Source organism: Vibrio sp. KUL70, from assembly GCF_059725515.1.
Window position 1 is genome coordinate 304,063 of record NZ_AP045834.1, and the last position, 22,738, is coordinate 326,800.

Consider the following 22,738-nt stretch of genomic DNA (forward strand, 5'->3'; position numbering starts at 1 on the left):
TGAATGTATTACTCTTGCTCAAACAACTCTTGGTGGAGTTTCTGAATTGCCGAGCGAGAAACTGACTCATGCACAAGGAAACAAAGGTTGTGTGGGCTTGCTCCGTAGCAGATCATACGCAAGTTAAAGTCTTCAAGAGTGCTGAATACCTGTTTTGCATAGCCTTTGCTCTCACTCATATTGTTACCGATAAGTGCCACAAGGCATAGGTTGTGTTCAACTTCTACTGTACATAGCTCTTCAAGCTCTTTGCGTACAACTTCAGGCAATTCCGGAGCACCACCAGAAGTGTCTGTCTGATCGAGCGTCAGAGAGACACTGATCTCTGACGTTGTAATAAGATCGACAGAGATCTTATGCTTAGCGAGGATTTCAAATACTTTTGCTAGGAAGCCGTATGCGTGGAACATGTTCGCACTGCGCAGTGTGACCATAGTTTGGTTACAACGAAGGGCAAGAGCTCTGAACAGTGGCGAACTCTCAACTTGTTGACGAATCCAAGTACCGCCTTTTTCAGGTTCTTTAGATGACCCGACAAAGACAGGAATTTTATGACGTAGCGCTGGCACCAATGTAGAAGGGTGCAAGATCTTAGCGCCAAAGTTCGCCATCTCAGAGGCTTCACTGAAGCTGATCTCTGGAATTGGTGAAGCTTTAGGGGCGATACGAGGATCTGTGGTGTAGATCCCCGGGACATCAGTCCAAATCTCTAGACCAGAAGCTAATACTGACTCTGCAATGAGTGCTGCTGAATAGTCGCTTCCGCCACGACCGAGTGTGGTTGTATTGCCTTCATCGTCCGCACCAATAAAACCTTGAGTGATCACGACATGCTCTCGGCATAGAGGAATCAGTTTCTCTTGAGCAAGCTGAGAGATCTGCTCCAGTTGAGGCTCTGCTTTGCCGTAAGCGTCATTGGTACGCAACACTTCTCTAATATCAAATCTGACTGCGGATACGCCACGCTCTCGAAGAATTTGCGCAAAAAGGTGGGTCGACATTAGCTCACCACACGCCACTAGATGGTCAGTTAACTTGGCACTGGAGTGAAAAGATGCAGCTTCTGCAGCACTGGCAACGTTGTCCAAAATCGCATGGATCTCTTTCTCGACACTCATAGGCTCTGCGAGTTGATCCAAAATCGCGTGATGAATATCGGTTAGTTGACTCATTAACTCTTGGCGGCGGGCTTGGTCTTGTACACCGTTTGCCAGTTCAACTAAAAGATTGGTGACGCCTGAACACGCACTGCTGACAACAAGCTTGGTATTTGGGTTATTCTCAATAATGGCTGCACAGCGACTCATTGCTTCAAAGTTAGCAACGCTTGTCCCACCGAATTTGGCGACATTAAAAGAACCAGCTACATTAGATGCGCTCACGATAAATCTCCCGACTTCCTAAAATAAAAATTACTGTTGGTAATCCAACGTCCAATGTTTTGAAGAGAGGGTTTAGAGCAAAAAGAGAGGTGTGTATTTGAATTGTAAACCTCAGAAGCTCCTCATCATATTGGAATGATGACAGTTAATGGGATTCAGCCCAATTAACCGATAACAGAAACCCGACATGTTTCAGTTACCTCGGCACTGCTCCCCCTGAATGCTCTGTATTGGAAATGTGGTTCCACAAAACATCTACCTGGGCAGTGCTCCTCTTCTGCTTGATAGCTGATTTATTGAACGTGTTTGCGGTAAGAATGTCAATCGATAACTCAAGATAAAGTGAAAATAAATTTAACAATTCTGTGACACTGGTTTGACCTCGAGACTTTCGACTAATTGCTGAGGTTGTAGATTTGCTTTAGTGTGGAAGGTTGATGTCATAAACATAAAGGATAATTATGTCGAACCTGCACACAACCTCAATCGCTGAAAGCTTCTTTCCTCCTCATCGCACGTTAATGGGGCCAGGGCCTTCTGATATTTCCCCACGAGTGCTACAGGCGCTGAGTCGTCCTACTATCGGTCACTTAGATCCTCTGTTTATCAATATGATGGATGAAGTGAAACAGCTACTAAAGTACGCCTTCCAAACGGAAAACGAGTTTACGATTGCGGTTTCAGCACCGGGTAGTGCAGGTATGGAAACCTGCTTCGTCAATCTGATTGAACCTGGCGAAAAAGTGATTGTGTGCCGTAATGGTGTATTTGGTGAGCGAATGCGTGAAAACGTAGTTCGCTGTGGTGGCGAAGCTATTTTGGTTGATGATGAGTGGGGGAAACCTGTATCGGTCGATAAGGTGGAGCAAGCACTCACTGAGCACCCAGATGCGGTCGCGGTTGCGTTTGTTCACGCAGAAACATCAACGGGCGCCCTTACAGATGCGGAAGCGATTTCTCAGGTTGCTCGTCGTTTTGACGCACTAACCATCGTGGATGCTGTGACTTCATTGGGTGGTGTCCCGCTGCTGGTGGACGAATGGCAGTTAGATGCCGTCTATTCGGGTAGTCAGAAGTGTTTATCTTGTGTTCCGGGTCTTTCGCCAGTGACGTTTTCGCAAAAGGCGGTAGAGAAGATGAAAGCGCGTCAATCGCCGGTGCAGAGTTGGTTCTTAGATCAGAGTTTGGTACTGGGGTACTGGAGTGGTGAAGGAAAGCGTAGCTACCACCATACTGCACCGGTAAATAGCCTGTACGCTTTGCATGAGTCATTGGTGATTCTACGCAATGAAGGGTTAGAGAATGCTTGGGAGCGTCATCAATCAGCGCATCGTGAGTTAAAGGCAGGGCTTGAATCGCTGGGTCTAAGCTTTGTGGTTGAAGAGGGAAGTCGACTACCGCAATTGAACGCGGTGTATTTCCCTGAAGGGATTGATGAAGCGGCGGTTCGAACACGACTGCTTGAAGAGTACAACCTAGAGATTGGCGCAGGTCTTGGCGCATTAGCCGGGAAAGCGTGGCGAATTGGCTTAATGGGTTATGGTGCTCGCAAAGAGAATGTTGCTTTGTGTTTGAAAGCTCTGGCGGATGTTTTGAAGTAAACAGAGTGACTCATTGATTTGAAAGGCGAACGAATCATCTCGTTCGCCTTTTTTATTGCGTTGCTATTGAGCGCCGCTTTGAGCTGATGATGTCGATGATTTTACCTGTGATGGGCGCTGGTACTGCACCGTTGAAAAATCTCGATTAGGGAACAGGAATTGCGCTTCGCTACGAATCTGCTCTGCTTTGCTTTCGTCCCCTAAGCCTTGGTAAGCCAAGATCAGGTTGTTGTAAAACGCAGGTCGAGGCTTCGACTTGATGATATTCAAAGACCAATCGATATACGGCTGAATCAGCTTCGGATCTTCTTGATAGAGTCCGATATTGAGATAAGTACTGTAGATATCCCAATCGTAACGATCTTTCCAAACTACAGGGTTCGAAACCTCTTTTAGAATGTCCGGATTTTTAGGCTGAGACTTCTCAAACTTGGTCAATACATAGTTGGTATGCAGGGCACTTAACATATAAAAGCTGACAAGAATAGGCACAACCAAGCTCGTTACTCTAAACAACGTCTTACTGATAACGCTAAATCCCTTTTGGTAATGCTGGGAAGTGCGTTGATCTACCCAGTAAAGGAGCACGATAAAGGTGATCCAGTGAATCGCTGAGTGGTAAAACGGGTACTCAAGTTGTGAGTGTAAAACGATTGGAATAAACAACGCGAACAGTGCGAGCCGCGTTCCTTTTGTTGCAGTGGTTATCCGACCTGCGACTAAAGCCGCTGCAAGCAGAATACCGATAATAGGCACGATACCGCCTTCGACGCCCCAAAATAACAACTCATTGTGTGGATGGTCCATCGCTGGAAGGCCAGGGTGATAGTTGGGATTAAGTTGATGTTGACGTGCTGTATAGAGTGTATATTCAGACTCAAACTTACCATAGCCGTAACCCGAAAATGGCTTTTCCACCATCATGTCTAGGGCTTGTGGGAAAGTATAGGCGCGAGCACTTTCTAAATGCGTGCGCTTGCTGGCTAAGCTATCCGCTGCTTGTAAGTTGATGATAGCGAAACCGGCAATCAGCCCAAGTACGACAGAACCACACCAGCCGTAAAAACGTTTCTTGGTCGAAAATTTGTAAAGGTATGGCAGGATAAGGACAAAGCTTAGCACGCTGGCTAGCCAACCCGTTCTGGATGCGATGATGATCAGCAGTGGTACTGTGATCGCTGGCATCAGATAAAGCAGAAATGATTCACTCAGTTTGAGGTTGTACTTGGTTGGTTGTCTTGCCAGTAGATAAGCAGAAAGTACAAACCCAGTTGCGAGAAAACTTGCCATCACATTTGGTTGTTGAAAAATACCATAAGGACGGTTGGTTTTGGTGTTGTAACCAAACATATTGCCCGCTTCTAAGAAAAAGTACTGGAAGTAACCAAACAGAGCTTGAAGCATCACGGCAAGTACAATGAACCACAGTAAGCGCTGCTTGTGTTTGTTACTGAATTTGAACTGCTGAAGAAGAACAAACAACGCGAAACCAGTCCATAGTCCAAGTAAGCGACCTGAAGCTCCGGAAAGTGCAGCATTACTGTATAAAACTGGCACGGTAAGAATTATGCAGCTAATCAGAAGCCCAATAGTGAGCTTTGAGTATTTGATGACACGGTTATTGGCCATTTGATAAAAGCCAATTGCCAGAGTAAAGCTCAAGGCAAGCCATGTGGTTGGGTTGAAGGAGAGCGCTAGGCCTGATCCACCAGGGTTGGGCATAAAAAAGTGCATAGCGATGAGAAAGACAACAGCCAAAGAAACCAAAAAGGGCTTATTGAGCGGAAGTTGCGTCACTTGAGCCTCAAGCTGTGTACCACTGGTGTGTATTGTCGCCATAGATCCTTAACCTTATAAAAACGGGGCTTGTCCACATAGAACAAGCCCCGATACTGTAACACTTTTCGTCTTATTCGCTGAGCGCTATTGTAGACCTATTTCATAGTTAACATAGGCTTAAGAAAACGAGCGGTGTGAGAACCTTCGACTAATGCCACATCTTCTGGTGTACCAGCGGCAATAATTTCACCACCACCTTGGCCACCCTCTGGGCCAAGATCGATGATCCAGTCTGCGGTTTTAATCACATCCAAGTTGTGTTCGATGACTACGACGGTATTTCCGTGGTCACGCAGACGGTGTAGAACGGTCAATAGCTGTTGGATATCGTGGAAGTGTAGGCCTGTGGTCGGTTCATCTAGGATATAAAGAGTCTTACCGGTATCACGTTTAGATAGTTCACGAGCCAGTTTAACACGCTGCGCTTCACCACCAGACAGCGTTGTCGCGGCTTGTCCGAGTCGAATATATGACAAGCCCACGTCCATTAATGTTTGGAGCTTGCGTGCGATCACTGGAACTGGGTTAAAGAATTCGCGAGCATCTTCGACCGTCATCTCTAACACTTCATCGATGGTCTTGCCTTTGTAGCGTACTTCCAACGTTTCACGGTTATAGCGTTTCCCTTTACATACATCACAAGGAACGTATACATCTGGTAAGAAGTGCATTTCTACTTTAATAACCCCATCACCCTGGCAAGCTTCACAGCGTCCACCTCGAACGTTGAAGCTAAAGCGGCCCGGCTTGTAACCACGAGAACGCGCTTCTTGTGTACCCGAAAACAGTTCACGAATCGGTGTGAAGATACCAGTATAGGTTGCAGGGTTAGAGCGTGGGGTGCGTCCAATTGGGCTTTGGTCGATATCGATAACCTTATCGAAATGCTCTAAGCCTTTTATCTTCTTATATGGTGCTGGTACTGCCGTGGTTGCGCCGTTAAGTTGCGTGTGGGCTATCTTAAAGAAAGTATCGTTAATCAGGGTCGATTTTCCTGAACCTGACACGCCTGTAATACAGCTGAACAGACCGACAGGGATTGTCGCTGTCACCTCTTTAAGGTTGTTGCCAGTTGCGCCAATTAGCTCTACGACTTTCTTCTTGTCGATTGGAGTACGCTCTTTTGGTACGGCAATTTCTTTTACGCCGCTTAGGTACTGACCAGTTAAAGAGTTTGGATTGTCGATGATCTCTTGCATGGTGCCTTCGGCTACAACATTGCCACCATGAACACCAGCGCCCGGGCCAATATCAATCACGTGATCGGCGCAACGAATCGCATCTTCATCATGCTCTACCACCAATACCGTGTTACCAAGATCGCGAAGGTGTACGAGAGTCTGTAGTAGTCGCTCATTGTCGCGCTGGTGGAGACCAATGGAAGGTTCATCCAGAACATACATAACGCCAACCAGACCTGCACCAATTTGGCTTGCAAGTCGGATTCGTTGTGCTTCACCACCCGAAAGTGTCTCTGCGCTGCGTGATAGGTTGAGATAGTTCAAGCCAACGTTGACCAGGAAGTGCAGGCGGTCGTTGATCTCTTTCATTACCTTTTCAGCAATTTGGGCGCGCTGACCGCTTAATTGTAGATTTTGGAAGAATGCCAATGCATCAGCAATACTCAGCTCGACAATTTGCGGTAGGGTAGTATCACCAATAAAGACACTACGTGCTTCGAGTCTTAGACGAGTGCCACCACAGCTGGAACATGACTTGGTTGAGATGTATTTCGCTAGATCTTCACGAACCGAGTTTGACTCCGTATCACGGTAGCGTCTCTCTAACGTATTCAGAATACCTTCAAACGGGTGACGCTTAACTCGAATATCGCCACGATCATTGATGTACTTAAATTCAACCTCTGTTCGACCTGAGCCTTTCAAGATGATGTCTTGAGTTTTCTTTGGTAAAGAGTTGAACGGGGCAAATAGATCAAATCCATAGTGCTCAGCTAGCGAGGTGAGCATTTGGAAGTAGTAATAGTTCTTTTGATCCCAACCTTTGATGGCACCGTCTGCAATACTTAGGTTGTCGTCAACAATAATACGGCTTGGATCAAAATATTGTTGAACACCAAGGCCATCACAGGTACCACAAGCACCGGCAGGGTTGTTGAAAGAGAACAGTCGTGGTTCAAGCTCTTGCATGCTGTAACCACATTTCGGGCAAGCGAAGTTAGCCGAAAATACGATCTCTTCTTGATCACTATCGTCCATCCAATCGACAACAGCGATACCGCCAGATAGCTCTAGAGTCGTCTCAAAAGACTCAGCGAGTCGCTGTTGTAGATCAGGGCGAACCTTAAAGCGATCCACTACCACTTCAATCGTGTGTTTCTTATGCAGTTCTAGTGCTGGTGGATCGGAAAGATCACAAGTCTCTCCGTCGATCCTTGCTCTAATAAAGCCTTGAGCCGCAAGGTTTTGTAGTGTCTTAACATGCTCACCCTTACGCTCTTTAACGATAGGTGCCAGCAGCATCATCTTCGAGCCCTCTGGCAGCTCTAGTACCTTGTCTACCATTTGACTGATGGTTTGCGCAGCAAGAGGGATGTGGTGATCTGGACAACGAGGTTCACCAACACGAGCATACAAAAGTCTCAGGTAATCATAGACTTCGGTAATCGTACCGACGGTTGAACGCGGGTTATGAGATGTTGACTTTTGCTCGATAGAGATCGCTGGAGACAGTCCTTCAATGTGGTCAACATCGGGTTTTTCCATCAGGGATAAAAATTGACGAGCGTAGGCAGACAGTGACTCAACGTAGCGGCGTTGACCTTCTGCATAGAGGGTGTCGAAAGCCAATGAAGACTTACCAGATCCAGACAAACCCGTAATCACAATTAGCTTATCTCTTGGGATTGTTAGGTTTATATCTTTGAGGTTGTGCGTGCGAGCACCCCTTACTTCAATTTTATCCATTTCGGGCAACCATGTAGTTTTCAGTGGCTAAAGTATTACATAGTGTGAGTTTTGTGCAAAGTTTTACTGGATAAAAAAACAGTACAAAAAAGGCAGCTCGATTGAGCTGCCTTCAAAATACATTTAAAGCAGGATGCGATTAAGCTTCTTTCTTGGTTGAGTGTTTATCTAGCTCGACTTTTTGCTCGTCTTTTTTGTATAGGTTCTCGTAGCAGAAGTTTGTTGCTTCGATATAGCCTTCAATGCTACCACAGTCGAAGCGTTTACCTTTGAATTTGTAGGCAAGTACACAGCCTGATTGAGCCTGTTTTAGTAGCGCATCGGTGATTTGAATCTCGCCGCCTTTGCCAGGTTCAGTATTCTCAATCAGCTCGAAGATATCTGGAGTCAGAATGTAGCGACCAATGATAGCTAGGTTACTTGGAGCGGTGCCTTGCTCTGGTTTTTCTACCATGTCATCCACGCGGTAAAGGTCATCTTTAATCATTTCACCTGAGATCACACCGTATTTGTGTGTTTCGTCTTCTGGCACTTCTTGTACCGCAACGATTGAACAACGGAACTGTTTGTAAAGTGCGACCATCTGCGCAAGTACACCCTGCTGCTCGTTCACGCATAAGTCATCAGCCAATACCACGGCAAACGGTTCATCACCAACAAGCTCACGACCAGTTAAGATAGCGTGACCTAAGCCCTTCATTTCACGCTGACGGATGTAGGTGAAGTTTGCCGCTTCAATCGTTTCACGAATGTTATACAGCAGTTCTTCTTTATTAGTGCCACTGATTTGGTGCTCAAGTTCGTAGTTCTTGTCGAAGTGGTCCATGATCGAGTGCTTACCACGACCTGTTACGATACACATGCCGTCCATGCCTGCTTCAATGGCTTCTTCAACGCCATATTCGATGAGTGGTTTGCTCACAACAGGCATCATCTCTTTTGGCATCGATTTAGTTGCAGGTAAGAAACGTGTACCGTAGCCAGCTGCCGGGAAAAGGCACTTTTTAATCATGGTAAAAACCCTATATCTTTAATAATTATCGAATCAGCTTAGTGCGCTGAACATTTCTGAGGGCAACTCTAGCACAGGTAATGTCGAAAATTCAGCAACAATCCGTATGCTTTATTGGAGCTGCCCTCAAAAATATTAATATTGGCATGTTATGAAATTAGGTTCTGGTTTGCCCACGCTATAGCTTGCACTCGATTCTTTACAGCCAGTTTACGAAAGATTTGATAAAGATGGGATTTGACTGTGAACTCACTGATGAAGAGATCTTCTGCGATTTGGGTATTCGAAGCGCCAGTTTGAAGACAGCGTATCACTTGTAATTCACGGATAGTTAAGTCGACCGTAATGGGACAAGTGCTGATGTTGACGATATTGCGATAGTAGAACAGCAACTGACTGGTGATTTTTCGAGGTAGCCAATTCTCACCATCAATGATCTTAGTGATGCCTTTGGCTATCTTTGGTTTTGTATCGCTGCAGTAGAATAACCCTTTTAAGTGGCCGAAGCGGATGATCTCTTGAGTTTGCAACGGCTTTTCAACATTGAACAGAATGATTTCAAAGTTCTTCCACAAAACGGCAAGATTGGGGAAAGCCTCAAACAGCTCAGGCAGTTGCTTGTAGTCGACCAAGAGGATTCGGTTGCTCTGCTTTTTATTAACACACATCAACTCTCCCGGAGGCATTCTATACATTGGAATAGACAGCAACTTTTCTATTTCATTGATGTACAGGTGACTCTGTTCTGTATCTGAGCATAAAAAGTGTAGGGTGCGAGTATATCTTGATACCTTCATATGAAAGCTCCTTCTATAATTTAGAAGCGTTCACACTGTCATGATGTGAATTTCATCACTAGTCGCTATATTATGACTTGCGTTGAATATCAATTGACCAAGTAAATGAGTGGTTTGTAAGTGGCGAAAAAAACAACATTCGTCTGAATATCATGATTTGTTACGTTTTTATTCTTTCGATTCAATAGAGAATCGGATTGCGATTTATCACTGTTAAAAAGCGTGTTATTCTTATGCGCTAAAATTTTTAAGACTATGAATTTAGACGGAGCAAATCATGGCTAGCCGTGGAGTTAACAAAGTTATATTAGTGGGTAACCTAGGTAATGACCCTGAAATTCGTTACATGCCAAATGGCGGTGCAGTAGCGAACATTACCATTGCAACGTCAGAATCATGGCGTGATAAAGCAACTGGCGAGCAGCGCGAGAAAACAGAATGGCACCGTGTCGCTCTGTTCGGCAAACTAGCAGAAGTTGCAGGTGAATACCTACGTAAAGGTTCTCAAGTTTACATTGAAGGCCAACTGCAAACCCGTAAATGGCAAGATCAAAGCGGTCAAGATCGCTACACAACAGAAGTTGTGGTTCAAGGCTTTAACGGTGTAATGCAAATGCTTGGCGGTCGTGCTCAAGGCGGCGCACCAGCTCAAGGCGGTATGGGTGGTCAACAGCAACAAGGTGGTTGGGGTCAACCTCAGCAACCACAACAGCAGCAATACAGTGCACCTGCTCAGCAGCAAGCACCTCAACAGCAAGCTCCCCAACAGGCTCAACCTCAATATAATGAGCCTCCAATGGATTTTGATGACGACATCCCGTTCTAGCAATTACCTGAGATCTGATTCTGTTTTTCATAAATCAGAAAACAAGTATTGAAATGGAAAAGCCGCGCTTGTCGCGGCTTTTTGCTACCCAAAAGGCTTAACGCTTTATTTACAACCGCAAAATATAGTATAACGAAGCAGTACGGTATAATGTGAGTTGAAAAGGATTTCGTTATTCATGAGATATACCCCAACCCTTAAGTTGAGCACCCGTTTGGTTGCATTCGTTACTGTTATTGTTATCAGTGCAATGTTTATTCTATTCATCGGGGGCACACTCTCTTTCAAGCGCATTGGGCAAGAGTATCTCGATCACTATTTGGTCGGGATTGTCGATGTTGTGGATAAAGAGATGGAAGATCCTGATGCCGCGTATTCTATGCAGCGTTGGATGCCCAAAATGTTGCAGGCTAGCAATATCGTCGAGATGAAGCTCTCAAACTCCACCGGTATTGTTTATCGCTTTAAAGACACGTCTCCGCAAATCGACCCAGATCGCCTTTATGAGCGTACTTTTGTATTGGAGCGAAATAATGGATACCAAATCGAGTTTAAGGCTTTACCTCCTTATATTGGTTACAACTACTCAATGGAAGCGATGTGGTCGATAACTTTAGCGGTTGCTCTGATCATTTTCTGCTTAGCGAGAGGAGTGCGGTGGCTTAAAGAGCAATTAATGGGCTCTGAAATGCTCGAAGAGCGCGGACGAATGATTCTTGCTGGGCAAGTGGAGTCTCATGCTAAAGGGGATGAGCGAGAGTGGCCATATACAGCGAGTGAGGCTCTTGATGTGTTGATTGAAGAGTTGCAAGACGCCCGACAAGAGCGCAGTCGTTTTGACACCTTTATTCGCACACATACCTTCTTAGATAAACTCACCGGTACGGCTAATCGAGTACTTTTCGATAACAAACTGGAATCGGCTCTGCATGAGAGTGGTGCGCGTGGCGGTGTGCTTCTTGTCCGTATCGACGAGTGGGAGCAAGTTCGAGATAGCAACGACAAGCAAGTCACTGACGCCTTTATCGTTGAAGTAGGTGAAGTTTTGTCCAATATCGTCCAACGTTATCCTGATGTTATCTTCTCTCGATATTACGATGCCGACTTTGCCGTGTTCATTCCTCATCAAGGTAGTAAAGATATTGCGACATTGGCTGCCCAATGTTTGAGACAACTTGATAAATTGACCCCACCGGAACCGCTAGATGTGGATAATTGGTGCCACATTGGTGTGACCATGTATGCAGAGGGGGAGCGCCATAGTCAAATTATGGATGAAGCAGAGACGGCACTAAAAAGTGCTCAGTTAGAGCGAAGTAATAACTGGAGTCGTTACCCTAAACTCAATAAGAATGATTTGGATCGCGGTAGTGTTCGTTGGCGAACATTACTGGATAGGGCATTACAGCCGGAAAACTTAGTAATCTTTGCACAGCAGTGTTATCTTATGTCAAGCAAAGGTCAACCTTATGAATTACATAGAGAAATATTTGTAAGGATTCAAGACCCAGAGAAAGGTTTACTCAAGTCTTCTCGGTTTATGCCTGCAGTAGAGCAGATAGGTTACCAAGCGCAAATGGATCAGTCAGTTTTACGGGTTTTATTGAAGTCAGTAAAAGAATCCGCGGAACTGATGCATTACTCTATTAATCTGAATGTTACTCCTTTCGCGAATAAGCAGCACTTTAAGTGGTTTAGAAGTGAGTTATTGCAGCTTTCAACTCAGCAACGTGCGCATTTAGGTTTTGAATTTTCAGAAGGTCATGTGATCGCCCACTTGGATTACATGAGACCTGTCACAAAAATGCTGAAAGGACTTGGATGCAAAGTGACGGTTGGTCAAGCGGGTCGAACGATTGTTAGCACTCACTATATTAAGGATTTGAAAATCGACTTTATTAAGCTGCATAGAAGCTTGGTTAAGAAGATCGATCAAAGGCATGAAAATCAACTGTTTGTACGCAGTTTGATTGGAGCTTGTGGAGATTCTCCAACGCAGGTTATTGCGGTTGGTGTAGAAACGAACTCAGAGAAAAATACTCTACTTGAGTTGGGAATCCACGGCTATCAAGGACGATTGTTTGATGAAGAGAGGCAAATTATTCCGGTTCCTCAACTGGATAAGCCTAAGTTAAAAACAGAGTCGGTAGTTAAAGTTGGCCGAAGAAATCGATGGCGTAAGAGTAGTAGTTAACCATGAAGTTAAAAGCGATTTTAAATAAAATAAAGCCAGCCTCAAATGGCCCACAAGCTCAGGTGGCTTTATTAAGCAGCGAAGCTGTTTATGTTTCAGCAGCAGACAATAGCGTTATTGCTACACCAATCATGAATGGTGATTGGGAGAGTGCCTTGAAAAAGTCACTTGCAAGTGATGCTTTCAATAGCGCTAGCCTGCAATTGATCGTGAGTGCTAACTACTACCAAACCTATCAAATTGATAAGCCGGAAATTCCTGAAAGTGAATGGCCGGTCGCGTTGCCTTTCTTGCTCAAAGACCTTGTGTCAGAGCGTGTTACTGAAATCACCGCTAGTGCGGTTGCTTTGCCTACGTCGAACAAACTTCAAGTGTATGTTCTTGCAAAAAAGCTCCTCGATAAACTATTGAATGTAGCAGGCCAAGCTCAAGTGACACTTAGTGGTGTGGCACCTGAAGATGAACTGTGGGGTTACAGCGCGGGTCAGTTATCGAACTTCATTTTATTGCAACGCAGCAAAAACGCGCACTTTAAGCTAGGTGCTTTTGTCGATCATACCGTGTGTTTCCAGCGCTCTATTCGTAGTGTTGTGCCACCGTTAACTGGAGTTGCCTCGAGTGCTCTTCAAATGGACGGTCTGGCGCTTGAGCTGCAACGTTCAATTGATTACCTCTCTTCACAGATCAAAGGTGTGCAACTGCGACAGCTAAAAATATGCTGCGATGAAGAGGATGAAGCAGAGCTAAAAGAGGCGCTATCTAATACCTTAAGTTCTAGTGTGTCTCTGATCAGTGAGAATGGGCGTGAAAGTTCCGAATCGCTGCTTGTAGAGCTCGCACAAGCACACTCTGAATTCAGAGTTAATCTCTATCCAGAGCATTTAAAGCCGAAAAAAGAGTATTTTACTCTAACCAATGTCGCAGCATCTTGGGTTTTACTTTCTGCTGTCATGATCTCAGCTTACGGTTTTATACACTATCAAACAATTAATGTTGCAGATGAACTGGTTGTTCTTCAACAAAAATCCAATCAATTAAACAGTCAGGTGAAGCAGCTTAATGCTGAATTAGTGCAACATAAGCCCTCTCCAGAGAAAGTGGCGGCCGTTGAGCGTCTCAAACGTGAGATTCAAGCAAAAAAAGACGCATTACTGGCGGTAGGTCAATACGACGAGAGCCAGCAAATGGGGTATTCTGGCGTCATGAACGCCCTGGCTAAATTGGGGCGTAATGACATCTCGCTTTCTCGCATTTATATGACTCATGACTCACTTGATCTTTCAGGTTTCGCTCGCAGTGCCGAGGTGATTCCTAATTGGGTTGGGCAGTTCAAAAATGAGCTTAATCTCGTGGGGCGCGCGTTTGAAAAACTGAAGATTGGTCGCAATGACCAAGATGTTGTGACGTTTGAATTAAGCACCCGTAGGGAGAATTAGTAATGCAAAGGTGGGGGCAGTATAGCGATAAATTTCTAGCGCTAAGCTCAAGAGAAAAATGGCTGGTTTTACTGTGTGGTTTCGTCGGCCTATTTATGCTCCTATTCAGTGTATTGGTTGAGCCTGCATACAATGATTTACAAGCCAAGCGAGCAAAGAGTATGAATTTGACTCAGTCAAATCAAAGACTTGAAGGTGAACTTTTGGTGCTGCAAGCTAAGCTCAATAAAAATCCAGACAAAGAGATTGATATTGAGTTCAAATCACTGATGGCTCAGAGCCAAGCGCTTTCAATGGATCTGGCTCAAATGGTCGATGGCTTGATTTCGCCATCGCAAATGACAGAGCTGTTAGAGAGTGTTTTGAGTTCTGGTAAAGGGTTGAAACTTGCGTCGTTGGAGTCACTAAAACCGGAGCCAATTTCAAATAAAAAAGGCACCAGTGAGTACTCGGGTTACTACGTGCATCCCGTTCGTATGGAGCTAACAGGCTCGTACTTTGATATCTCGGCTTATCTACAGGCATTAGAGTCTCTTTCTGTTCGTTATTACTGGCGAACCTTCCAATATAAGGTAGAAGAGTACCCGCAAGCTCGTTTGGTATTTGAGGTTTACACATTAGGGACAAGACAGGAGTTTATCGGTGGTTAGAGTTCTTTTCGTGTCTCTGCTGTTTTGTAGCTCATCGGTTTTCGCCGCGCAAGATCCAACCGCACCGCTAGGGTGGTTGGTTCCCAAAGAACAGAAAGCAGCACCCGTTAAAAAGACCCCAACTCGTTATCGGTTACCTTCATTACAGAGCATAGTGTGCAAAGGGGAAAGCCCGTGCTATGCCATTTTGAATGGTCAGGTTGTCTCGCAAGGCGAGATGGTTCGTGGATATAAAGTAAAAAAAATAGATTCAGAATATGTCACTCTTCAGAGAAGTACTCAGCAGTGGAAGTTAGAGCTGTTCTCTTTGGATATTAAGAATAATTAAGGTTTGAGTGAAGACATGCGTCAACTTGTAGTAGCAATTCTAGTTTCATCTTTAGTCGGTTGTTCTATGGGCCACCGTGACCCAGTAGAGATCAAAGCGTCTTTAAATGAATCCATTAATGAAGCCAATAGCCGCGCACTGAGTGAGCTTCCTTCATCGGTTCAAGACGATCTTATGCCGCAATTTGACGATGATCCAATGTCGCCAAATATGGAGACGGTTAAGCGTTTTCGTATTCAAGCCAATCGCGTTGATGCTCGAGCTTTCTTTGCAAGCTTAGTCAAAGGGACGGAGTTTAGTGCCGCAATTCACCCAAGTGTTACGGGCAATATTACCGTTAATTTGACCGACGTTACTCTGGATGAAGTGCTGTCTGTCGTACAAGATCTTTACGGCTACGATATCGAGAAGCGCGGTAAGGTTATCCAAATCTTCCCTGCTGGCTTGCGCACCGTGACTATTCCTGTTGACTACTTGCAGCTCAAGCGAGCAGGTCGTTCATTGACGACGATTACAACAGGGACGATCACGAACTCAGACTCGAATTCATCGAATTCTTCTAGCTCTAGCTCAAGCTCTAACTCAAACAACGCTTCTACATCTTCAAATTCTTCGTCTTCGACAGGGGGAACTGAGATTGAAACCACGTCTGAGAGTGATTTCTGGCCTCAGCTGGAAGCGGCGGTGAAGCATTTAATTGGTAGTGGCAATGGACAAAGCGTTGTTGTGACACCTCAAGCCAGCGTGATTACTGTTCGCGCGTACCCTGATGAGATTCGTGAGGTTCGTCAGTTTTTAGGTGTTTCTCAGGAGCGCTTACAGCGTCAAGTTATCTTGGAAGCTAAGATCTTGGAGGTCACTCTAAGCGATGGCTACCAGCAAGGTATTAACTGGACCAAGATGTTCTCATCCAATGGTACTAACTACACCATAGGCACGGGCAACATTGTTAAAGATACAGCGGGTGTCATCACTCCTGGGACGCTACCTGGGCTTGATCCGGTTGGTGCGCTGCTCGGTGGTCAATCGAATATTGTTGTCTCTGGCGGTAGCTTTGAAGCAGTATTGAGCTTTATGGGTACTCAAGGCGACCTGAACGTACTATCTAGTCCACGAGTAACGGCATCCAACAATCAAAAAGCGGTGATCAAAGTAGGTACCGATCAATACTACGTGACGGACTTGTCGAGCTCTGTAGGCAGTGGCGACAACGCTAATGTTGCACCAGAAGTTGAACTAACCCCATTCTTCTCTGGTATTTCTCTCGATGTTACGCCTCAGATTGACGACACAGGCAACGTGTTCCTTCATGTCCATCCTGCAGTTATTGATGTGAGCGAGGAGACTAAGTCCCTAAACCTCGGTTCAACAACAGGCATCGTCGAATTGCCGTTAGCAAGAAGCTCGATCCGTGAGTCAGATTCGGTGATTCGTGCACGAAACGGTGATGTTGTTGTGATCGGTGGATTGATGAAATCTAACTCCAGTGATATGACTTCTAAGGTGCCATTTTTGGGTGACATCCCTGTACTTGGTCATTTGTTCCGAAACACCAGTCAGTTGACCCAAAAAACCGAGCTAGTGATCTTACTAAAACCGACAGTTGTTGGTGTGAATACTTGGCAGAGTGAGCTTGAGCGTTCACGTGATCTGCTGCAGCAATGGTTCCCTGATGAAGAGTAATCCGCAGTTTTACGTAATGGCGGCGTCACAGAGGTGAGTAGTGATGTATCAAGCTCACTTTGGTTTTGAACAGTCGCCATTCTCTCTGACGCCAAATACGGATCTTTTTTATGGCTTAGCCCCGCATTTTGAAGCGATTCAGACGGTGCTTGCGGCACTCGATATGGGTGAAGGTCTCATTAAGATCACCGGTGAAGTTGGGACAGGTAAAACAATGGTTTGTCGTATGTTGATAAACCATTTGGGTGACAACACGGCATTAATTTATTTGCCTAATCCCGTATTGTCAGGAGATGACTTGCGATACGCCGTCGCTAAAGAGTTGGGTCTCGATGTTCAAAACCAAGCCATGCTGGTGGATGAGATCCAACACAAGCTGATCGAACTAAATCGCTCCGGAAAAAGAGTCGTGGCGATTTTGGACGAAGCTCAGGCTTTGTCGGATGAAGCACTAGAAACCTTGCGTCTGTTTGGTAATTTAGAGACGGAATCGACCAAACTGCTGCAGATCGTACTGTTAGGCCAGCCGGAATTAGAGACTCGCCTAAATGCACATCATCTAAGACAATTGCGTCAACGCATCTCTTTTAGTTCTTGTTTGCGAACACTGAATCTTGATGAGACTGTTGCCTATATCGACAACCGAATCAGCAAATCTGGTGGTGCATCAACCCTATTTAGTTTGAACCATAAGAGAGCGATTTGGCGTTCAAGTAGAGGTGTTCCTAGGCTAATTAATCAACTGTGTCATAAAGCACTGTTAATGGCCTTTAGCGAGCATAAGCAGGCCGTCGAAAATCAGCACCTATTTTCAGCAATGCATGAAACCTACGATGTATCAAAACCTAAGTTTAAGAAGCCAATTTTGTGGGGTTGGAGTGAATCATGAGTACCATAAATAACGCCTTATCAGAATTGGCTAAGAAAGAATCCAAAGTGGCGATTGAAGCTGCTGAAGTACCAAAGATTAAAACACGCTCTCCATTGCTGTGGGTAACGGCTGGCTTCTCATTGAGCCTGGCTATGGGCGGATGGGCTGTGTCTCAAGGGCCAAGTTTGGAGTCCGGTACGGTTGAGCTAAGCCGCGCAGTGAATGATGAGGTAACTGCAACTAACGTTGTTTCATCTCCTGTATTAGCAGAGTCACCGACGAAAAAAATCGTGTCTGCAGAATCACAACCTGCGCTTGAAAAAGCGAGTCGAGCCAACGTCAGTGTCGCAAGAACTACCGATACTCCGACGGTGACAACATCAAAACCAGTGTTATTGGCAAGCACGCAAACAACGAATGCTCAGCCGAAAAAATCAGTAACTCAAGCGAAACCCTTAACAGTCGAGAGTGCAGCCACTGCACAAGAGAACGCAAGCGGGATCGTTGTTGAGCAAGTTGATCTGACTCCGGAGCAATTGGCTGCAAATGCCGTTGGCCGAGGTAAGAAGGCACTTGATGCCAATAATCTAGAGGGTGCACTGCAAGGGTTTACAGAAGCTCTGCGCTATACACCTCGCGATGAAGAAGTCAGACAGAAACTTGCGATACTCTATTTTGGTAAGGGTGAAACACGCAGAGCCTACGAGCTTTTGCAAGCGGGTATACGCTTGAACAACGACAGTGAAGCCTTGCGATTAGGACTATCAAAATTGTTAGTCAAAGCAGATCAAGCAGAGGCGGCACTTAGCCCACTGTTGTATTTACCAAGTAACGTATCCAAAGAGTACCTTGCAATGCGCGCTGCGCTAAGCCAAAAAGCTCAGCGAGAAACGATCGCGCTAGAGAGTTATCAAAAATTGACGGAGATAGAGCAAGACAACGCGCGCTGGTGGTTAGGTTTAGCTATTCAGCAAGAGCGTCAATTGATGTTTGAAGATGCAAAGCAGTCTTACCAAAATGCGTTGGTTCGTGTCGGTATCTCATCACAATCTCAAAGTTTTATTCGCGATAGGCTAAAAGTTATCTCAGACCTAGAGGGCACCAAGAATGCAGATTAGATTAAGAAAAAGACTCGGTGACCTATTAGTTGAAGAGGGCATTATTACAGAGGCGCAAGTTGACCAAGCACTTGCCGCTCAAAAGAGCTCAGGCAGAAAGCTAGGTGATACGCTTATTGAGCTCGGATTCTTGTCTGAGCAACAGATGCTGAGCTTCTTGTCGCAACAGCTTGATATTCCTCTTATTGACTTAAGCCGTGCTGCGGTTGATGTTGAAGCGGTACAACTGCTTCCTGAAGTGCATGCGCGACGTCTTCGTGCGTTGGTTATTGGCAGACAAGGTGACACGCTACGCGTTGCGATGAGTGATCCTGCGGATCTGTTTGCTCAAGAAGCTCTGCTTGGTCAATTAGGCGATTACGCGCTTGAGTTCGTGGTCGCCCCTGAACGCCAGTTGGTTGACGGCTTTGACCGTTATTATCGTCGTACCAAAGAGATCGCCTCATTTGCTGAGCAGCTGCATGCTGAGCATCAAGTGAATGGAGCTTTTGATTTTGATATCGCAGAAGAAGATAGCGACGAAGTTACCGTTGTTAAGCTTATTAACTCACTGTTTGAAGATGCGATTCAAGTTGGCGCTTCCGATATTCACATTGAGCCAGATGCCAATGTATTGCGCTTACGTCAGCGTATTGATGGTGTGCTGCACGAGACACTGCTTAACGAAGTGAATATCGCGTCTGCACTGGTTTTACGTTTAAAGCTGATGGCAAACTTGGACATTTCTGAGAAACGTCTACCACAAGATGGTCGCTTTAACATTCGTGCCAAAGGGCAATCGGTGGACATTCGTATGTCGACCATGCCAGTGCAGCACGGCGAGTCGGTGGTGATGCGTCTACTTAACCAATCGGCGGGCCTACGTAAGTTAGAGTCTTCAGGTATTCCAGCCGATCTCTTGATTCGTCTGCGCAAACAGCTGCGTCGACCACACGGTATGATCTTGGTAACGGGTCCAACAGGTTCAGGTAAAACAACGACGCTTTACGGTGCGCTGAGTGAGCTCAATGAGCCAGGTAAGAAGATCATCACCGCTGAAGATCCGGTGGAATATCGTCTACCACGTATCAACCAAGTACAGGTTAACCCGAAAATTGACCTCGACTTCTCAACCATTCTGAGAACCTTCCTGCGTCAAGACCCAGACATCATCCTAATCGGTGAGATGCGTGACCATGAAACGGTCGAGATTGGCCTGCGAGCTGCATTAACCGGTCACTTGGTATTAAGCACCCTTCACACGAACGATGCTGTTGATAGCGCTCTGCGTATGATGGATATGGGGGCTCCAGGTTACTTGGTGGCTAGTGCCGTGCGTGCGGTAGTGGCTCAGCGATTGGTTCGTAAGGTGTGCAGCGACTGCAAGGTAGAAGATGAGCTAGATGATGCACGTAAACAGTGGCTCAGTGAGCGATTCCCCAATCAGGTTTCTGCGTCATTCGTAAAAGGTCGCGGTTGTCAGAACTGTAACCTCACCGGTTATCGTGGCCGAATTGGTGTTTTTGAAATGTTGGAGCTTGAGCAAAATATGATGGATGCCCTTCGCGCTAATGATGCGGTCGGTTTTGCTCAAACAGCAAGACGCTCTGAAAATTATAAACCACTGCTCGCATCGGCGATGGAACTGGCGTTGCAAGGGGTAGTCAGCCTAGATGAAATTATGCACCTTGGTGAAGGTGACGCTTCAGGCTCGGCAGAACCAATCTTGTTGTAGAGGTGTAGAGTATGCCTACTTATCGTTATGTTGGTCGCGGCTCCGACGGTCGTCAGGTTTCCGGACAATTAGAGGCGAATAGCGAAGAGCTCGCTGCTGAGAGTTTGATGGGGAAGGGGATCATCCCAACTTCAATTAAACCGGGCAAAAGTGGCGAATCTGTGCTGGAGATGGACGTCTCTAGCCTATTCTCACCTAACGTTCCGCTCGAAGTTTTGGTGCTTTTCTGTCGTCAGTTATACAGTTTGACTAAAGCTGGTGTTCCTTTGCTACGCTCTATGAAGGGCCTCACGCAGAACTGTGAGAACAAGCGACTCAAAGCTGCACTTGAGGAAGTGAGTAATGAGCTCACCAATGGTCGTGGTCTTTCAGCATCGATGCAGATGCACCCTAAAGTGTTTAGTCCGTTGTTCGTCTCTATGATCGGAGTCGGCGAGAACACGGGTCGACTGGATCAGGCTCTGCTTCAACTCGCTGGTTACTATGAGCAAGAGGTCGAGACTCGCAAACGCATAAAAACAGCAATGCGTTACCCAACGTTCGTGATCAGCTTTATCTTGGTCGCGATGTTTGTGTTGAATATCAAAGTGATCCCTCAGTTCACCACCATGTTTGCGCGCTTTGGTGTTGACCTGCCGCTGCCAACGCGAATCTTGATTGGTATGTCGGACTTTTTCGTCAACTACTGGATGTTGATGGTTGGCGTGATTGTTGGTTTGATTTTCGCGTTCAAGGCTTGGGTGAAAACTGAGAAAGGCTTAGAGACGTGGGATAGATTCCGCCTCAAGATGCCAGTGATTGGTGGGGTTGTTAACCGAGCTCTATTGTCGCGCTTTTCACGAACCTTTGCTCTGATGCTCAAAGCGGGCGTGCCATTGAATCAATCTTTGGCGCTATCAGCAGAAGCTCTGGATAACCGATTCCTAGAGTTGCGTGTCCAAGAGATGAAATCAGCGATTGAAGCGGGCAGTACGGTCTCTTCAACTGCGATTAACAGCGAGATTTTTACACCACTGGTGATACAAATGATCTCAGTGGGGGAAGAGACAGGTCGTATTGATGAACTGCTTCTCGAAGTGTCGGACTTTTATGACCGAGAAGTGGATTACGATTTGAAAACCCTGACAGCGCGTATCGAACCGATTTTGTTGGTAATCGTCGCTGGGATGGTGTTGATACTGGCTCTGGGTATTTTCTTGCCGATGTGGGGCATGCTCGATGCAATCAAAGGGTAGTGCATGATAAATAACCTACGACGCTCACGTTTTGTCATTTGGAGTGTGGTTATTCTGTCTATTATCACTGGGTTGTTATCGGCTTGGCGCTCGGTAGAAACGGAGGCGACGCACACGGCTTTGGTCGTTGTGAGTAAGCGTATTTTAGACCGTGCCAATCTCTATAAGCAGCAGTATCTTCTGAATGGCCATCAGGAACGTAACAGCTTAGGAGAGCCACTCCGATACACCAGAACGGGTTGGCTACTACCTATTGATCAGAGCGATGTAAGCTGTGATTATTGGTTAGAGCAGTTATATCCCGATAGACGAGTTTTAGGTTTGAAAAGTCCTAAAATTGAGAATTTGAGCGATCAATTTGAGTACCATTGTCGCTACAAATATACAGAAAAATACCAAATAGAGATTTTACTCAAAGGTGAACGTTTTCGTGTGATGGCCAATATTTTGGCTTAGTGAAAATCTTGACGGTTTTCTATGGTTTTATAGGCGTGCATATGTATAATGCGCATAAGCAATGAGATGAGAAGGTAGAAAATGCTTAAAAATCAAAAGGGTTTCTCCCTTGTTGAATTAGTGATTGTGATTGTTGTGGTTGGTTTGTTGGCTGTGGCAGCACTACCTAAATTTCTAGATGTGACTGACGAAGCGAAAAAGTCGAGTATTGAAGGTGTCGCTGGTGGCTTTGCGACGGCAGTGTTGTCGGCTCGCGCTCAGTGGGAAGCTGAAGCTCGCCCAACAGCAAAAATTGGGAATGAAACATACAATACTGTAAACTATGATGGTGTTGATTTTTGGTTGACGAGATCGAAGAACAGTAGCAACGTCGATACTGATTTTCGTGACGGCTACCCTTGGGCACTCAATGAGAATTCCACCTCATTTCCACAGAGTCTAACCAACGAAATTTGTTCAGAGCTGATGGACAATCTTCTGCAAAACCCGCCAAAAGTAGGGGATGTAGATAATGTAGCTAGCGACAGCAACTACAAGTACTCAGCGGAAGCGAATACAAATGATGCGACCTGTACTTACGTTCAACTTGAAGGTAATACTGGGCATCAGTTTGTTTATGAAATCAAAACTGGTCGTGTGACCGTAACGTTGCAGTAACCCTGCATTATA

The 22,738-nt window shown here is 45.7% G+C and carries 18 protein-coding genes and 1 riboswitch; of the genes, 13 read left to right on the plus strand and 5 right to left on the minus strand.

Going from position 1 to position 22,738, the window contains the following annotated elements; all coding sequences use genetic code 11:
* Positions 1–8: 8 nt before the first annotated feature.
* The gene (lysC, locus tag AC6I7V_RS01440) at positions 9–1,382 is read right to left on the minus strand and encodes a lysine-sensitive aspartokinase 3 (protein WP_498011187.1); all 1,374 of its coding nucleotides are present in this window, start codon (positions 1,380–1,382) and stop codon (positions 9–11) included.
* 107 nt (positions 1,383–1,489) lie between these two features.
* A riboswitch (Lysine riboswitch) is annotated at positions 1,490–1,667 on the minus strand.
* A 176-nt stretch (positions 1,668–1,843) separates the two neighbouring features.
* On the opposite strand from lysC, the gene AC6I7V_RS01445 reads away from it, so the two are divergent.
* Positions 1,844–2,983, plus strand: coding sequence for a pyridoxal-phosphate-dependent aminotransferase family protein (locus tag AC6I7V_RS01445; RefSeq protein ID WP_498011188.1), 1,140 nt, complete (start codon positions 1,844–1,846; stop codon positions 2,981–2,983).
* Between the two features lie 63 nt (positions 2,984–3,046).
* On the opposite strand, the gene AC6I7V_RS01450 is transcribed toward AC6I7V_RS01445, so the two are convergent.
* The 4 genes from AC6I7V_RS01450 to AC6I7V_RS01465 form a co-directional block, all read right to left on the minus strand.
* Complete coding sequence (locus tag AC6I7V_RS01450) at positions 3,047–4,822, minus strand: PglL family O-oligosaccharyltransferase (RefSeq protein WP_498011189.1); 1,776 nt, start codon at positions 4,820–4,822, stop codon at positions 3,047–3,049.
* Between the two features lie 95 nt (positions 4,823–4,917).
* A complete protein-coding gene (uvrA, locus tag AC6I7V_RS01455; RefSeq protein WP_498011190.1) occupies positions 4,918–7,749 on the minus strand; it encodes an excinuclease ABC subunit UvrA in 2,832 nt (943 codons plus the stop codon).
* Between the two features lie 139 nt (positions 7,750–7,888).
* Entirely contained in the window at positions 7,889–8,761 is an 873-nt protein-coding gene (gene galU / locus AC6I7V_RS01460; RefSeq protein WP_255231569.1) for a UTP--glucose-1-phosphate uridylyltransferase GalU, read from the minus strand.
* A 149-nt stretch (positions 8,762–8,910) separates the two neighbouring features.
* Positions 8,911–9,558, minus strand: a complete 648-nt coding sequence (locus tag AC6I7V_RS01465) for a LuxR C-terminal-related transcriptional regulator (protein WP_498011191.1) — start codon at positions 9,556–9,558, stop codon at positions 8,911–8,913.
* Between the two features lie 277 nt (positions 9,559–9,835).
* Between AC6I7V_RS01465 and AC6I7V_RS01470 the strand changes: the two genes are divergently transcribed.
* The 12 genes from AC6I7V_RS01470 (at position 9,836) to AC6I7V_RS01525 (ending at position 22,726) form a co-directional block, all read left to right on the plus strand.
* Entirely contained in the window at positions 9,836–10,384 is a 549-nt protein-coding gene (locus tag AC6I7V_RS01470) for a single-stranded DNA-binding protein (RefSeq protein ID WP_032552989.1), read from the plus strand.
* A gap of 178 nt (positions 10,385–10,562) precedes the next feature.
* On the plus strand, positions 10,563–12,578 hold the full coding sequence (csrD, locus tag AC6I7V_RS01475; protein ID WP_498011192.1) for an RNase E specificity factor CsrD: 2,016 nt from the start codon (positions 10,563–10,565) through the stop codon (positions 12,576–12,578).
* A 2-nt stretch (positions 12,579–12,580) separates the two neighbouring features.
* Positions 12,581–14,014, plus strand: a complete 1,434-nt coding sequence (locus AC6I7V_RS01480; protein WP_498011193.1) for an MSHA biogenesis protein MshI — start codon at positions 12,581–12,583, stop codon at positions 14,012–14,014.
* 2 nt (positions 14,015–14,016) lie between these two features.
* Complete coding sequence (locus tag AC6I7V_RS01485) at positions 14,017–14,664, plus strand: type 4a pilus biogenesis protein PilO (protein WP_255231565.1); 648 nt, start codon at positions 14,017–14,019, stop codon at positions 14,662–14,664.
* On the plus strand, positions 14,657–14,992 hold the full coding sequence (locus tag AC6I7V_RS01490; RefSeq protein ID WP_255231564.1) for an MSHA biogenesis protein MshK: 336 nt from the start codon (positions 14,657–14,659) through the stop codon (positions 14,990–14,992). The genes AC6I7V_RS01485 and AC6I7V_RS01490 overlap by 8 nt, the downstream gene beginning before the upstream one ends.
* A gap of 15 nt (positions 14,993–15,007) precedes the next feature.
* Entirely contained in the window at positions 15,008–16,675 is a 1,668-nt protein-coding gene (gene mshL / locus AC6I7V_RS01495) for a pilus (MSHA type) biogenesis protein MshL (protein WP_255231563.1), read from the plus strand.
* Between the two features lie 43 nt (positions 16,676–16,718).
* On the plus strand, positions 16,719–17,564 hold the full coding sequence (locus tag AC6I7V_RS01500; protein ID WP_498011194.1) for an ExeA family protein: 846 nt from the start codon (positions 16,719–16,721) through the stop codon (positions 17,562–17,564).
* Positions 17,561–18,664, plus strand: coding sequence for a tetratricopeptide repeat protein (locus AC6I7V_RS01505; protein WP_498011195.1), 1,104 nt, complete (start codon positions 17,561–17,563; stop codon positions 18,662–18,664). Before AC6I7V_RS01500 ends, AC6I7V_RS01505 begins: the two co-directional genes overlap by 4 nt.
* Positions 18,654–20,378 carry an MSHA fimbrial ATPase MshE gene (gene mshE / locus AC6I7V_RS01510; protein ID WP_255231560.1) on the plus strand — a complete coding sequence of 575 codons (1,725 nt, stop codon included), beginning with the start codon at positions 18,654–18,656 and terminating at the stop codon, positions 20,376–20,378. The genes AC6I7V_RS01505 and mshE overlap by 11 nt, the downstream gene beginning before the upstream one ends.
* A gap of 11 nt (positions 20,379–20,389) precedes the next feature.
* On the plus strand, positions 20,390–21,613 hold the full coding sequence (locus tag AC6I7V_RS01515; RefSeq protein ID WP_498011196.1) for a type II secretion system F family protein: 1,224 nt from the start codon (positions 20,390–20,392) through the stop codon (positions 21,611–21,613).
* Positions 21,614–21,616: 3 nt separating this feature from the next.
* A complete protein-coding gene (locus AC6I7V_RS01520; protein ID WP_498011197.1) occupies positions 21,617–22,069 on the plus strand; it encodes an MSHA biogenesis protein MshF in 453 nt (150 codons plus the stop codon).
* 81 nt (positions 22,070–22,150) lie between these two features.
* Positions 22,151–22,726, plus strand: a complete 576-nt coding sequence (locus AC6I7V_RS01525) for a prepilin-type N-terminal cleavage/methylation domain-containing protein (RefSeq protein WP_255231557.1) — start codon at positions 22,151–22,153, stop codon at positions 22,724–22,726.
* Positions 22,727–22,738 lie beyond the last annotated feature (12 nt).